This is a genomic window from Burkholderia cepacia ATCC 25416 (genome assembly GCF_001411495.1).
Classification (GTDB): domain Bacteria; phylum Pseudomonadota; class Gammaproteobacteria; order Burkholderiales; family Burkholderiaceae; genus Burkholderia; species Burkholderia cepacia.
Genome location: NZ_CP012983.1, coordinates 209328 through 223444 on the forward strand (window position 1 = coordinate 209328; position 14117 = coordinate 223444).

The window sequence follows — 14117 nt, forward strand, 5'->3', positions numbered from 1 at the left end:
CGCCGAATCGGCAAAAACTACCCGGCGACCACGGTGTCGCCGCACGATTCACGTCATGTATGACGGATCAGGCCGTGGCGGCCGCATCGAACGGATTGCGCAACACGATCGTGTCGTCGCGCTCCGCGCCGGTCGTGATCATCGATACCGGTGCGCCCGCGACCGCTTCGACGCGCGCGATGAAATCCTGCGCAGCGCGCGGCAACGCCGCGCGTTCGCGTACCCCTTTCACAGTGCCGCGCCAGCCGTCGAACCGCTCGTACACGGGTTTCGCACGCGACTGCGCATCGAGGCTTGCAGGCAGATGATCGACCCGCACGCCATCGAGTTCGTAGCCGACGCACAGCTCGATCGACTCGAAACCGTCGAGCACGTCGAGCTTGGTGAGCGCCAGCGAATCGATGCCCGAAATCCTGACCGCCTGACGCAACTGCGCGGCATCGAGCCATCCGCAGCGGCGCGGCCGGCCGGTATTCACGCCGAACTCCTGCCCGCGCGCGCGCAGCGTTTCGCCAGTCGCGTCGGACAGCTCGGTGAGGAACGGGCCGCCGCCGACCCGTGTCGCATACGCCTTGGTGACGCCCAGCACGTGGCCGAGCTTCGACGCGCCGAGCCCCGTGCCGGCCGCCGCCGCCGATGCAACGGTTCCGGACGACGTCACGAACGGATACGTGCCCCAGTCGATATCCAGCATCACGGCTTGAGACCCCTCGAACAGGATGCGCTCGCCACGGTCGGTTGCGTCGTTGAGATCGGCCCAGACGGGGCGGACGAACGGCAGGATTCGCGGCGCGAGGTCGGCGAGCGTTGCCAGCATCGCATCGCGCGAATGCTCGTCGAGCCCCAGGCCGCGGAACCACGCGTTGTGATGGTCGACGAGCACATCCAGTTTGGCGGCAAGCCGGCCCGGTTCCGCGAGATCGCCGACGCGCAGCCCGCGACGCCCGACCTTGTCCTCGTAGGCCGGCCCGATCCCGCGCAGCGTGGTGCCGATGGGCTCGCGGCGCAGACGCTCCTGAGCCCGGTCGATCGCGCGGTGGATCGGCAGCACCAGCGTCGCGTTCTCGGCGATCGACAGGTTGTCCGGCGTCACCGACAGCCCGAGTTCGGCCATCCGCGCGATTTCCGCGAGCAAGGCTTCCGGATCGAGCGCCACGCCGTTGCCGATCACGCCGCGCTTGCCGCGCACGATGCCGCTCGGCAGGAGCGCGAGCTTGTATGTCTTGCCGCCGACGACCAGCGTATGACCCGCGTTGTGGCCGCCGTTGTAGCGCGCGACGAGATCGGCCTGTGCCGCCAGCCAGTCCACGACGCGTCCCTTACCTTCGTCGCCCCATTGGGCGCCCACGACCACCACGTTCGGCATGCTCCGCACTCCATGTGAGAAATTCAGACAATCGTTCGGCCGAGCCGGCCGTTTGTGTGCCATATTGGCGAAGCTTGAGCACCCGATCAAACGATTAAACCTGAACCATCGTGTGAGTAAATATCACGCGAAACGATGCAATGGCCCGACGCCTCCCTCCGTTGAATTCGCTGCGCGCGTTCGAAGCCGCCGCGCGCCACGGCAGCTTCACGCTGGCCGCCGACGAACTGTGCGTGACCCACGGCGCGATCAGCCGGCACGTTCAGCAACTGGAGGCGTGGCTCGGACGGCCGCTGTTCGAACGCCATAACCGGCGGGTCGAGCTGACCGACGCGGGCCGCGCGTATCTCGCCGAGGTCGGTGCGTCGTTCGACCGGATCGCGCTCGCCACCGCGCAGCATTTCGGCCATGCGCAGCAGCGCGTGCTGCGCGTCAGTGCACCTGCTACGTTTTCGTTGCGCTGGCTGGTGCCGAAGCTGTCGTCGTTTCAGGTCGCCCATCCAGCCATCGAGGTACGGCTGTCGACGTCGAACGAGCCGATCGACAAGCTGCGCGACAAGGTCGACCTGATTGTGCGCGGCGGCCCGCAGGCCATCGACGGCTACGTTGCCGAGGAATTCCTGTCGGAAGTCCGGCTGCCCGTATGTGCACCGAAGCTGCTGGAAGGGCGACCATTGCATACGCCCGCCGATCTTGCCGGCTTCACGCTGCTGCACGCGGCTACTTATCCCGGCATGTGGCCTGAATGGCTCGCGGCAGCCGGACATCCGAATCTCGTGCCGCGCCACTCGCTCACGCTCGAGCATTTCTACCTGACGCTCCAGGGCGCGCTCGACGGGCTCGGCGTCGCGATGGGACCGATCGCGCTCGTCGCGGACGACATCGCCGAAGGTCGGCTCGTGCAGCCGTTCGGCGAACCGGCGCTGCCGCCGTGGCGTTACTTCACGTACGTCGCCTCCGCACGCGCGAACGACGACGCCGTACGGGCGTTCAAGGACTGGCTGAGGGTGACGGGAAATGCGGCTGCGCCGGGCGGGCGGAACTGACCGCGTCGGTGTACAAATGGCACGCGCCGTGAAATGCAGGAATACGAATCAAATAACGCAAGCGACTGGATTGCGTATTGCCTATTGTCGATAGCGGGATTGCTGCGTTCGATGTGCGCCGTGGAACGGCGACGCATGCGGCAAGCCGCGGATCGATCCGTGGCTTGCCGCCGGACGACGCTTACTGGCTTGCGCCGATGCCGGCTTTTTTCTCCGCGTTCTGCAGGTTCTGCGGATAGTTCGGATCATTGGCCGCCGGCTTGTAACCGGCATCTTCGAGTTTCTTCAGCTCGGCGTTGTTCTTCGCACGCGCAGCCTTGTGCTCTGCCTTGCGCTGGGCCCTGGCCGCCTTGCGTGCCTGGCTCTTCGCTGCCTTGGCGTCCTGTGCAGCGGACGCGCTGGCGTCGGTCTGCGCAAACGCGGGAACTGCCGAGCCGAACAGGAACGCGGCTGCGGTAGCAGCCAACGTGAGTTTTCTGATCTGGATTCGCATCGCTGAACTCTCTTTTCTGGTTTATCACGGATTGAAAGACCATCGAGATACCGCCCCTGCCCCGGTCGGTTGTCATGCCGCATCCGGGACCTGTGCATCATAACCGCGTCGTGAAAAATATGGCGTCAACGTGCAATGGAGTTCGGGGATACACGTATGGGAGAAAACGTGGACGGCACTCGACCGGGACGGTCACTGCCAGGACGGGAATTGCGGATCGCGCCATTGCGGAAGCCGGACACCCGCGATGTACCTGCGCCTTGAAGACGCGGACGAGTGATGTATGGAGGTGTGATGCGAAATACCCATGACTGTTTCATAGGCGGGGTTGCCGGCACGCTCACCCTGGACGTGATCGTCATTCGGCCAATCACGATCACCGCGGTCGCAGCAGTCGAACTGTGTGTCACGTTGCCGGCCGACGTGGCTCAAGCGACGGTTCCTCCCATAAATGACCACGATTCGGTGTTACGGAGATCAAGGCAAGCACGATTGCATCGTACACAGCGTGTGCAGTTCGATCAGGCAACCCATCGCTGAACTGTGATCCCAGGGGCTGCCTTAGTGGGCAAATACGGTCGCCGTGCGGTCCGTATGACGAAAGGCGTGGACGTTGCCAACGGTGATGACATCGGCCGGGACCGCTTCACGATTGACTGCGCTGACGGCATAGCGCGGATGTGACCACGGTCGTCGGGCGAACGTGGTCCGTGGAAATGATGTCGCCATGACGTGTGATCCGGCCGATTCAGCGCAGGAACGCATCGGACGGCGTGCCCGAAACACAGATTTTTTATTCCGCGACCTTGGCCGCAGCGCATCGTGGCGAGCATTGCCGCCCGCACAGCATGCCGATACCTGCGGCCTCGTCAGGCCGGTGGGCTTTTACGAGATCCAAAAGTGTCGGAAGGTGAGAATGTTCGGGATCATCGCTCGAATTCGACTGTGGTGAGCTTCGTGATCCCTCCATCTTCACGTTGGCCCGCGACGCATACTGGATCGACCCAGAACCCGGCGACACGTGCAAATGATGCCGCCCCCTACTTGATCTCAGGGAAGCCGTTCCAGGGTCTCTCGTTGTGGGCGGGAGGCACAGCATTGATTTTCGGTTGATGGAGCCAAAGGTAGAAAGTTGGACGCCCCCGGCCGCGGCGAAGCGAGTCGCGTCGATTTCCTCTGTGCACAACCGACAGGCTAGGTTTGGCCAGAAGCACAAGCCGACGATCGGAGAACTTTCTTCACAGACAAGGAGGCCTGAGTGCAAAAATTCCTTCCCCGGCCGTAGCGGATGATTTCAAACTGCTGTGAACGAAACCGAAGAGATCTATGTTTCCGGTCGCCGATCGACTTTGCCGGTCGATGACGTTCATTCGCGAGGCTGCGGGGACGGTTTTTCGATCCCATAAACGGGAACCTGTACCTGGAACCGGGCAGTTTCCCCCCGTTTTTCTCCCATAAGTTTCTACGTTTCAGCCGATGTGAGTATGTACTCACCTCTTCTGGAAGCCTTGTTGGGCCTGGAACCTTTGCGGAAAGAGGAGCCAGGCCACTGTTTCCCAGGCCTGAATCGAAGCTTTGAGGTGCCTGCAACACCATAGACGGCTACTCAATGGTAGCGGTTTATGGGGTTCGTCTTTCTGTGGACGCGCACGTGTGTTTACATCTTTTGTTAACGACGTTTACTTCTTTAACTACTTTTAGACGGCTCACAGCCTTATCCCACAAGGGTTTGACAGGTGTTCGGTACCCATTTATGGGAGCACAGGTGTAAGGGTCTGGGGTTTCAGGTCTGTGGATTTGGGGTTTGGGGTACCGGGTTGTGGGGAGTCAGGGTTGTGGATATGGGGCAAGCGTACCCGGTTATGGGAAATCGGCCACCGAACACGTTGGGTAGTCGTCTATGGGAACGCATGTAGGTAGCCTTTTATGGGGCATTTTTTTTATCCCTAGACGCCTGAATGCACAGTGATTTTTCTTGGGTAGCCGGTTATGGGGCGCTTCAAAGGTACCCGGTTATGGGTACCATCCGGGGCTGCCCGACTGCCTTTTTCCAGGTTTTCCAGTGGTTGGTTCCCATGGACAGGATCGATGGCACGGACAGGTAACCTTTTATGGGGAAAACAGAGGGTTGCCGTTTATGGGAGCAGTATGTGGCATCCATGCAATCAAGACCGGTTGAAAGGTACCCTCCTGTGGGAATCGATGAAGGTAGCAAGTTATGGGAGGAAAACGAGACTGTGCTGCACGGCACCATGAATGTGCCCAACGATCTTGGTTCTGCACATCTGTTTCCCATGGATGGTTACCTTGGCGAGGGCAAATCCCGTGCCGGGTTTCCGTGACCGGGTATGAAAGGTAGCAGCTTGTGGGAGGCATTTTGATCGAAAGGTAGATGGATATGGGGCCCCACAAAGATCGTCTGATCGAAGATTTTCCTTTCGTATCTGAAGGTTAGCCGAGATAGTGCAAGTAAAGCAGGAACAAGGGCGTTGCCCCTCGCCGCGAAAAGGTATAAAGTCCGCTCTCAACAAGGTGACCTTATCCGGACATTACGATGCCGCGCAAGCCCGCAAGCAAAGGCTCAGACAAACAGGTTTCGCTGTTTCAGACACCCGAGCCTCCCGACTTGCTGCGCAAGGCGGTCCAGGCGATTCATATCGCGCCCAAGTCCGGGAAGATCGGGCTGCAGCAGCGCAAGATGTTCAGCTCGCTGATCAAGAACGCGCTTCGGCAGGAGGCGTTCGAGCCGGGCCGGACGAGCTTCTCGATCTCGATCGCGTCGCTCTCGCACGAGAGCGGGTTGAACAGCAACAACACGAAATACGTGAAGGACACGGTCAACTCGCTGATCAGTACAGTCGTCAACTGGGACTATCTGGCCGCGGATCGATCGACTGTCTGGAAAGCGTCAGGCCTCCTCGCCGGCGCGGAGCTCGAGCAATCGGTGCTGAAGTACAGCTTCTCCGACCAGATTCGCAGCGAGTTGCTCAACCCCGAGATCTACGCATTGATCGATATGCGGATCGCCCGCGAGTTCCGGCGGTCGCACTCGCTCGCGTTGTGGGAAAACACGGTGCGCTACGAAGGAATCGGCATCACCGCGAAGATCCCGCTGCCGAAATTTCGTGACCTCATTCTCGGCCAGGACAAGGCGTCGCAGTCGTACAAGGAATACAAGCTGTTCAAGAGCAAGGTCCTGGTGCCGTGCATTCAGGAGGTGAACGAAGTTTCGGATCACACGCTCGAGCTGATCGAACACAAGTCCGGCCGGAGCGTGGAAGCCGTCCAGTTCAAGGTGACGCGCAAGCAGAGCGCCGATACGGTGGAGGACGGCGACGTCAAGAACGAGGCGCTGGCCGAGGAGGTCGCCAAGTTCGGCATTCCACGTTCGGAAGCGCGCCGGCTGATCACGCAATACGGCGTGCAGCGCATCAAGGCTGCAATTGCCTACACGCTCAATCGGACTACGAAGAAGAATGCGGCGCCGGTCGACAACGTGGCCGCGTACTTCCGCAAGGCGTTGACGCACGGCTATACGCTGGCCGACGGGCAGGGAACGGAGGCGGTCGCACCGGCGAAGGAATCCGCGCAGAGCAAGCAGGAACAGATTCGCGACAAATATCTGGCGGCGAAGGTCGAGGAAGCAGGCGCGTATTTCCGCGAACTGGAGATCGACGACCAGACCAAGCTGATCGAGCGTTACAACGAGACGGTGGCAGGCTCGAAGGATCTGACGCTGTCGCCGAAGAAGAAGGCGAGCAAACTCGCGCAGACCAGTTTCTTCCGATGGCTCGCGCTGGATACGTGGGGCGAACCGACCTCGGACGACTTGCTGGAATTCTTGCTGAAAAGCAGTCTCGCAGGCAACTGAACGAGGCCTCGCAGCCGGGTGCGCGTCGCGTGCAGGACGTCGTCGTCCGGCTTCGCGATGAAACGCGGATGCGAGGCCTTCTGCTTTTCGCGCGTTACTTTTGCGTAGCCGTTGCCAGCTCGGCAACGTACGCGTCGATGACGGTCTTCAGCTTGTCGGCGAGCGCCTCCTGGTGCGATGCGTCGACGCCCTTGAGCTGCAGATCCAGGCGGCCGTCCGGATAGGTCTTCAACTGACCGATCGCTTGCGATTCGAGCGCGAAGTCATGCCGGACGCTGTAACGGGTGCGTCCGGCCTTCTTGCTGCCGTCGCTCTGCGTACGCAGGAAATTCTCGAGATCACGAACCGACTTTTTCCGGTCGATCACGGCCGTCAGCAGCCGGTCGGCCGTCGGCTCGCCCAGGCGTTCGAAGATCAGCTTCAGGAAATACGCCGCCTGCAGGCCGACCACGTCGTTCGCGCTCGCCATCCGTTCAAGGAGTGTGTTCGGGAGTGCGTTGAGCGACAGCGTCTTGCTGATCGATGCCTTGTCCTTGCCGATCTTTTCCGCCAGCGTGTTCTGGTCGGAAAAGACCTTCTCGTCGAGGAGACGCTTCCACGCGACCGCATCGTCGAAGATCGTCTGGCGTTCGTGGTCGTGGTTCGCGCGATACGCGATCGTGTAGAGCTGCTCGGGCGTGTGATCGGTGCGGAACGTGGCGTTGATGGTTTCGTCGCCGTTGATGCTCGTCGCGCGAAGCCGGCGTTGCCCGTCGATCACGACGAGCTTGCCGGGAAACTCCGGCAGCCGCGTCACCTTGATCGGCTCGATCTGCCCTTCCCGTTTCAGCGTCAGGGCGAGTTCGTGCAGGCTCGACTCCGAGTAGAACACGCGCGGGTTGAACGGGTTCGGAATGCAATCCTTGACCAGCACCTTCTGTGGCGCGCCAAGATCGGCCGTACCAGCGGGTGCGGCCGCGGGCGGAGCGCTGGCGGGCGCCGATTCGCCGATGGTGCTCGGTGCGGCCGCCGGTTCGGGCAGCCGCGTTTCGAGCGCCGCATTTTCCTGCGCGAGCCCGCGCAGCAGGCCGGCTGCGAGATGCAGGTTGCCGGTCGGCTTCTTGTCTTTCGAGGTGTCCTTAGCCATGGGCGGCTCCGGTAGTGCGCGTCGACGCGATGTATTGGGCCATTTCCGTGACCAGCTTTTCGATTTCCGCTCGGGCTTCTTTCAGGCCCTTCAGGTACCGATTGTGATGATGGATCGTGGTGCCGAGTGCAAACGTCTGACGGTAGACCTCGCGTTGCGCGATCTGGCTGTCGAGCAGATGCTCCCCTATTTCTTCTGCTCTTAGAATTTTTAAAATTTCTTCACGCATTTTAGTTTTTCCATTAACACTATTCAGCATTAATGCGGAAGACAGATTTGGGTTACGGACGGATCGCATCGATTCGATCATGCGGATCATCGCGACGGTGCTGTAGAGATCGGCAGGCGACGGCGACAGCGGCACAAGGCAGAAATCGGCAACTTCGAGTACCGATGCGATTCGCGGATCTTCGAGGTTGCCGGGGCAGTCGACGACGATCACATCGAAGTTCGCGTCTTGTTTTTTGATTTCACCGCCAATGCCGCGGCCGGCAGGGGCCAGCGAAAGCACCGTCATCGGCAGCGTGTTCTCGCCGCTCGTTACCCACCGGACGGACGTGCCTTGAGGGTCGGCATCGATCAGGGCGACCTTATTGCCGCCTGCTTCGAACGCAGCCGCGATATTGACGGAGATGGTTGTCTTCCCAGTCCCACCTTTTTGATTACTGACGGCGATCTTGAAAGCCATTAAATTCCTCCACGGAGTTTTGTGTAATATATGCAGTTATTATATAAATGTCCAGAAAAAGCCGTCGATGCGATGTATGTCTTAGTGACCGATTGGGTTGTCACGTGACAAGTAGCCGAATGGCTAACGAGTCAGCGATGGGCGATGATCGAGTAAAAATAAAATCGACGATCTTGCTCGAAATGCACGTACAAAGATCGCGGGAAAGTTCGACGAGCTTTAACGGTGGTGACGGATTGACGCCTTGGAGGCTGGCCGCTTGATCTTGCGGAGCTCTCGGCAAAACTCTTAGTGACTCCGGTAGGTCGGCTTAGAGAATGTCGTCGGGAAGCTCAGTTGTCACGTGACAAGACGTAGAAATTTGGCACTTTTCGAGGCGGTCCGACACCGAGAAATCTTTGGATAGATCGCGGTTACGACCTCGGTGAGATCATTTCAATGTTCGATCGGTGGTTTCGCACGATTACCTCGCAGCGAGGTGAGTTGTCACGTGACAATCGACCCAGAACGTCTGGCGACGACCGCTCTGAGTCGTTTTTGATCCCTGTTGCGACCAAACCCCGCTGATTGAACAGATAGATCGGTAAAGGGATGATTCGTCACTGTTGGCTCGTCGCGAAAGGCCATTCTCCGGGGCGGTTGTTTGCTGAGTTGTTACGTGACAACTGGAGTGTTGTTTGAAGAGCGTGTGTGTCGAATGCCACGTTGCCCTGCACGTCGGTCGGTACACACTGTATCGAAGAGCTTGATGCATCGTTTGATCGCAGTTTCCGCCCCATCGTCGTCGGCAATCCGTATTCATACCCCCGAAAAACGGTGGGACCCGCTTACTGGAACAGCACCCCGAACGTATGCCATAAGCATCGATGATATGTCCCCATTTTCTGGGAAGCGCTCAGTTGCATCTTCATCGAACGTTAGCCAGCAGGGGAGGGCGAGGCTTTGTCGTGCCTACCCCGTTCCCGCCGGCGCAGTATCAGCGTTTGCGCGACAGCCGTGTGTGCGAGGCTCCGATTTGCGACAAACCTCAGATTGAAGGTCGCGTGATAACTCAAACGGGCCAGATCGTGAAACAATTCCAAGAAATTCGATGCTCGTGGAAGTCCTTATCCAGCAACGAGTTGCGCAATATTCTTCATGTTGTTTCACGCAATATCGACAAGATTGCGCCTTTAAATGGGGGCGCATGATCATTTCGTGCCCCGCGTCCGGGAGCACGCATAAAGATGCGTTGATATGTATTTATTGATACGTATTATGTAGTTTTTGAAATTTATGTGGCCCGCCTAGGTATCTGAGACAAATCGAATTCCGCGGATCACATACACCGCGACACGCTGTCGAGTCTCTGATCGGATGTCCGCGCCAATAATCGGCGCGAGTTGTCACGTGACAACGCGCATTGGTTGCTCAACTCGTTGGATTACAGAGTGACGCGAGAATCCCGGCGCCAAAGAATTTGTGGCCGAGCGCTGGGAAGGCCGCCAAGGGACTTTGTCGTTGAAGAGGGGGGGGCGAAGTCATCACCGGCTCATGAGAGCGGCATGGAACGAACTGCTTGTATCTGCACTTTGCTCGCGAGTTGGGGGAAACATCCGACTTCGAGGGGCAGTCACGCATCACTCGATACTCAATTACAAGTCGCCAGGCGGCCGCCGAGCCGTCAGTCCTGAGTCGGCAAGAAATCGAGAGGCGCGCGTCCCGCTGCAAGCGTGTGACTCGCCCGGACCAAGCGTGGAACCGATCCAACCATTCTGCGGATACCGCCAAAATCGGTATCCTGCATCTTCGGTACGACTCCGGCGATCAGTAAGTTGCCGCCACCGACAGAACGACATCCGTTCCGCTGCGCAGGTTATCGATATCTCTTCGCGGAGAATTGCCGAACAACCGACTGTATTCGCGGTTGAACTGGGTCGGGCTCGCATATCCAACCCGGAACGATGCCGACGTGGCGTCGAGTCGCTCGGACAGCATCAGCCGACGTGCTTCGTTGAGTCGTATCCATTTCTGGTACTGCAGCGGACTCATGCCAGTGAGCAGGCGGAAGTGATGATGGAAAGTCGAACTGCTCATCTGAACCTGCGTCGCCAGATCGTCGACTCGCAGCGACTCGTCATAATGGGTTCGCAACCACTGGATCGCCCGCGACACGCGGTTGCCCTGACTGCCGGCGGACGCAATCTGACGCAGGCGGCCACCCTGGTCGCTCGTCAGCAGCCGGTAGTAGATTTCCCGCTCCACGTACGGAGCGAGAACTGCAATGGCGTTGGGATCATCGAGCAACGCTAGCAACCGGTTGACTGCGTCGTAGAGCGGTTCGGTCATATCGCCGACGACGAGGCCGCGACCTGCGGGGGCATCCTCGTGATCCGGTGCGACCTGCGCCATCAGTTCGGCCATGACGCGAAAATCAAGCTTGAGCCCGATCCCGAGAAACGGCGTTTCTCGGCTGGCCTCGATGACCTGCGTTGAACCAGGCAAGTCGAGCGACGTGATCAGAAAACGGTTGGCATCGCATAGATACACATCGCCGCTTTGAATGATCCGCTTCGTACCCTGGACGACGAGCCCGAAGCTTGGCTCGACCATGCAGTCCATCGGCTGCGTCGGTGTCTCCCTTCGATGGAGGCTCAGGTTCGGAATGGCCGTGGTGAGGTGGTCAACACCGTCCGTCCACCTCGCGACGCGCTCTGCGAGTGTCAGCCGCAGGTCGCTCTCCCGGCTCTGGCGGGTCGATCGAGGAGAGACGGGGTTGAATGCAGCAATGGTGGAGGCGTCGACCTGTTGGCCGGGGGAGTATGGGGCAGGTGCCGGATGCATGACTTCTCTACTCGGGTAATCGGGTCTACAGGCGGGCCCATCGACGTGCAGGTACGCCGGAAACGAGCTTCCCGGAGGCTCGGCGTTGCCGCGCTCCCGGGAAAATGCGCAATGTCCGGTGTACCTACTTCGTCGCTTGCGACGTGCAAAGTGGCCAGCGGCGTGATTTCGTGGCAACGGATGGCGCGCGCTCGTCCACAGTGCGCCACCACCGCTCGCCGCGATGCGGCTCGTCCAGAGCGAGGCGCTCGCCCATCCTGGGCGTCGACAGTTCGACGCCACGCACGATCGCCAGCGCCGTGACGCGCTCGAACGGTTCTTGCCAGCGGTGCATCGCGAGATCGAACGTGCCGTTGTGGATCGGGACCAGCCAGCGTCCGCGCAAATCGATGTGCGCCTGCACGGTTTCTTCCGGCTGCATGTGGACGTACGGCCATTGCGCATCGTATGCGCCTGTTTCGATCAGCGTGACGTCGAACGGCCCGAGGCGCTCGCCGATCGTCCGGAAACCATCGAAGTAGCCCGTGTCGCCGCTGAAGAACACGCGCAAGTCGTCGTCGACGATGACCCAGGATGCCCACAGCGTGCTGTTGCCATCAAACAGGCTGCGCCCGGAAAAATGCTGGGCAGGCGTGGCGGTCAGCGTCAAGCCGGCTTCGTCGACACTCTGCCACCAGTCGAGCTGACGGACTTTCTTCGCGTCGATTCCCCACTCGATCAGGCGGTCGCCGACACCCAGCGTTGTCACGAACACACCGGTGGTTGCCGCGAGCGCGAGCACCGTGTCGCGGTCGAGGTGATCGTAGTGATCGTGCGACAGGATCACGCCGCGCAGCGGCGGAAGATCTTCGAGTGCGATCGGAGGCGCATGGAAACGCTTTGGACCGACGCGACGAAACGGCGACGCGCGCTCGGCAAAGACGGGATCGGTTAGCCAGAATTCGCCGCGCAGCTTGAGCAGCAGCGTTGAATGGCCGAGCCGGTACAGGCTGCGATCGGGGGCCGCGTCGAGTTCCGCGCGGGTCAGCGAATCGACGGGCAGCATCCCTGCGGGCACGGTATTGCGCGGCTTGTTGAACAGCATGTTCCACGCGATGCCGAGTGTCTTGCCCAACCCCTCGGCCGGCCGGGGGGCGACATTGCTGAAGCGCTCGCCATTGTGCTGCGGCGAGCCGCCAGACAGCGTGCGGCCGCGTCGGGCGGCCGCAAAACCCAGAATGCGATGAATCAAAACGAGAGGCGATGCCATGTAGGTTCGTCCGGAGAATAAAGTACACTAAACAGTGTAGTTTATTTTTTGGATAAGTAAACTACGCGGTGTAAAATTTCCGAATGGATACCAGCACTCCCCCTCAGCGCCTGACCGATCGAAAGCGCGCGGCCATCGTCGACGCGGCCATCGAGGAATTTCTCGCGTCGGGTTACGACGCGACCAGCATGGATCGAATCGCCGCGCGCGCAGACGTGTCGAAACGTACGGTCTACAACCACTTTCCGGGCAAGGAAACGCTGTTCGCCGCGATCCTGCAAAAATTGTGGGATGCGACTCGAACCGGCAGTTCGCCAACCTATCGTTCCGACGTGCCGCTGCGCGAGCAATTGCTCGCGTTGCTGGAGCGCAAAATGCGCCTGCTCGGCGACGAGGCATTTCTCGCGCTCGCACGTGTCGCGATCGGTGCGGCCATCCATTCGCCGGAACGCGCGCGCGACATGGTCGAGCGTCTCGGCGAGCGCGAGGAAGACATGACGGTCTGGGTGCGAACGGCCGCGGCGGCCGGACGCCTGTCGGTCACCGATCCGGTGTTTGCCGCGCATCAGCTGCACGGTGTCGTGAAGGCATTCGCGTTCTGGCCGCAGATCACGATGGGCCAGCCGCCACTCGCGGCGCCGGAGCAACTAAAAGTCGCGGAATCCGCCGCAGACATGTTTCTCGCGTACTACGCGCGACCGGAAGACCCCGACGCATCACGCGCCGCAGCAGACTGATCGTGCATCCGGTCGATCATGCGCGAAGCGAGGCCGGCGCAATGCGCATGTTCGACGCGCGCCCTGGCCCGACGAGCCGGCAAACCGGCAGATCCACGGATGCGGAACCGCCTCATATGATCGCTGGCCATCCAGCGGAACCCGGAGATGCTGCCGGCATACCTGAAGCCGAACGCGAGTGACGACGCATGAAGACACTGTTGATCGTCTATCACACGATGACCGGAGGCACGCAACAGATGGCCGAAGCGGCTGCCGGCGCGGCGCGTGAGCAATCCGGCGTCGACGTCCGGCTGCAGCGCGCGGACGCGACGAGCGCAGACGATGTGCTGGACGCCGATGCCTATCTGTTTGCGACACCTGAGAATCTCGCGGCGATGTCCGGGCTGATGAAGGATTTCTTCGACCGCTGCTACTACGCAGCGCTCGATCGCGTGAACGGTCGCCCGTATGCGGTGATGATCTGCGCGGGAAGCGATGGACAGAACGCCTTGCGCCAGATCGACCGGATCGCGACAGGCTGGCGGTTGAAGAACGTGGCGCCGGGCCTGATCGTCTGTACGCATGCGCAGACGCCGGAACGCATCCTCGCGGCCAAGACGATCGACGGCGACGATCTCGCGCGCTGCGCCGAATTGGGCGCTGGTCTTGCAGCGGGACTTGCACTGGGCGTTTTCTGATCACTCAGGCCGCCGACAGCCTCGGCCGGTCGGCGTGA

The 14117-nt window shown here is 60.5% G+C and carries 11 protein-coding genes; 5 read left to right on the forward strand and 6 right to left on the reverse strand.

Annotated elements, in window-relative coordinates; translation table 11 throughout:
- Positions 1–67: 67 nt before the first annotated feature.
- On the reverse strand, positions 68–1366 hold the full coding sequence (locus APZ15_RS33290) for an adenylosuccinate synthase (RefSeq protein ID WP_027792205.1): 1299 nt from the start codon (positions 1364–1366) through the stop codon (positions 68–70).
- Between the two features lie 140 nt (positions 1367–1506).
- On the opposite strand from APZ15_RS33290, the gene gcvA reads away from it, so the two are divergent.
- Entirely contained in the window at positions 1507–2412 is a 906-nt protein-coding gene (gene gcvA / locus APZ15_RS33295) for a transcriptional regulator GcvA (protein WP_027792204.1), read from the forward strand.
- A 181-nt stretch (positions 2413–2593) separates the two neighbouring features.
- On the opposite strand, the gene APZ15_RS33300 is transcribed toward gcvA, so the two are convergent.
- Positions 2594–2905, reverse strand: a complete 312-nt coding sequence (locus APZ15_RS33300; protein WP_021163674.1) for a hypothetical protein — start codon at positions 2903–2905, stop codon at positions 2594–2596.
- A 2554-nt stretch (positions 2906–5459) separates the two neighbouring features.
- Between APZ15_RS33300 and APZ15_RS33305 the strand changes: the two genes are divergently transcribed.
- Complete coding sequence (locus tag APZ15_RS33305) at positions 5460–6776, forward strand: replication initiation protein (protein WP_027792203.1); 1317 nt, start codon at positions 5460–5462, stop codon at positions 6774–6776.
- A 94-nt stretch (positions 6777–6870) separates the two neighbouring features.
- Here the strand turns inward: APZ15_RS33305 and APZ15_RS33310 are convergent, their stop codons facing one another.
- Together APZ15_RS33310 and APZ15_RS33315 are read right to left on the reverse strand one after the other, a co-directional pair.
- The gene (locus APZ15_RS33310; protein WP_027792202.1) at positions 6871–7902 is read right to left on the reverse strand and encodes a ParB/RepB/Spo0J family partition protein; all 1032 of its coding nucleotides are present in this window, start codon (positions 7900–7902) and stop codon (positions 6871–6873) included.
- Positions 7895–8590: a ParA family protein gene (locus APZ15_RS33315; RefSeq protein ID WP_027792201.1), complete on the reverse strand. Its 696-nt coding sequence runs from the start codon at positions 8588–8590 to the stop codon at positions 7895–7897. Before APZ15_RS33315 ends, APZ15_RS33310 begins: the two co-directional genes overlap by 8 nt.
- 947 nt (positions 8591–9537) lie before the next feature.
- On the opposite strand from APZ15_RS33315, the gene APZ15_RS41435 reads away from it, so the two are divergent.
- Entirely contained in the window at positions 9538–9780 is a 243-nt protein-coding gene (locus APZ15_RS41435; protein ID WP_138143340.1) for a hypothetical protein, read from the forward strand.
- Positions 9781–10396: 616 nt separating this feature from the next.
- On the opposite strand, the gene APZ15_RS33320 is transcribed toward APZ15_RS41435, so the two are convergent.
- Together APZ15_RS33320 and APZ15_RS33325 are read right to left on the reverse strand one after the other, a co-directional pair.
- Entirely contained in the window at positions 10397–11413 is a 1017-nt protein-coding gene (locus APZ15_RS33320; RefSeq protein WP_027792200.1) for an AraC family transcriptional regulator, read from the reverse strand.
- Between the two features lie 124 nt (positions 11414–11537).
- A complete protein-coding gene (locus tag APZ15_RS33325) occupies positions 11538–12662 on the reverse strand; it encodes an MBL fold metallo-hydrolase (protein WP_027792199.1) in 1125 nt (374 codons plus the stop codon).
- 83 nt (positions 12663–12745) lie between these two features.
- Between APZ15_RS33325 and APZ15_RS33330 the strand changes: the two genes are divergently transcribed.
- Both APZ15_RS33330 and APZ15_RS33335 read left to right on the forward strand, forming a co-directional pair.
- Positions 12746–13399 carry a TetR/AcrR family transcriptional regulator gene (locus APZ15_RS33330; RefSeq protein WP_027792198.1) on the forward strand — a complete coding sequence of 218 codons (654 nt, stop codon included), beginning with the start codon at positions 12746–12748 and terminating at the stop codon, positions 13397–13399.
- A gap of 188 nt (positions 13400–13587) precedes the next feature.
- Positions 13588–14079 (forward strand): flavodoxin family protein, encoded by a 492-nt coding sequence (locus APZ15_RS33335; protein WP_027792197.1) that lies wholly within the window; start codon positions 13588–13590, stop codon positions 14077–14079.
- The last annotated feature ends 38 nt before the right edge of the window (positions 14080–14117 follow it).

Excerpts from the sequence above, each read along its gene's own strand:
- APZ15_RS33290 (WP_027792205.1), bottom strand. The coding sequence starts at position 1,366 with ATGCCGAACGTGGTGGTCGTGGGCGCCCAATGGGGCGACGAAGGTAAG.
- gcvA (WP_027792204.1), top strand. The coding sequence starts at position 1,507 with ATGGCCCGACGCCTCCCTCCGTTGAATTCGCTGCGCGCGTTCGAAGCC.
- APZ15_RS33300 (WP_021163674.1), bottom strand. The coding sequence starts at position 2,905 with ATGCGAATCCAGATCAGAAAACTCACGTTGGCTGCTACCGCAGCCGCG.
- APZ15_RS33305 (WP_027792203.1), top strand. The coding sequence starts at position 5,460 with ATGCCGCGCAAGCCCGCAAGCAAAGGCTCAGACAAACAGGTTTCGCTG.
- APZ15_RS33310 (WP_027792202.1), bottom strand. The coding sequence starts at position 7,902 with ATGGCTAAGGACACCTCGAAAGACAAGAAGCCGACCGGCAACCTGCAT.
- APZ15_RS33315 (WP_027792201.1), bottom strand. The coding sequence starts at position 8,590 with ATGGCTTTCAAGATCGCCGTCAGTAATCAAAAAGGTGGGACTGGGAAG.
- APZ15_RS33320 (WP_027792200.1), bottom strand. The coding sequence starts at position 11,413 with ATGCATCCGGCACCTGCCCCATACTCCCCCGGCCAACAGGTCGACGCC.
- APZ15_RS33325 (WP_027792199.1), bottom strand. The coding sequence starts at position 12,662 with ATGGCATCGCCTCTCGTTTTGATTCATCGCATTCTGGGTTTTGCGGCC.
- APZ15_RS33330 (WP_027792198.1), top strand. The coding sequence starts at position 12,746 with ATGGATACCAGCACTCCCCCTCAGCGCCTGACCGATCGAAAGCGCGCG.
- APZ15_RS33335 (WP_027792197.1), top strand. The coding sequence starts at position 13,588 with ATGAAGACACTGTTGATCGTCTATCACACGATGACCGGAGGCACGCAA.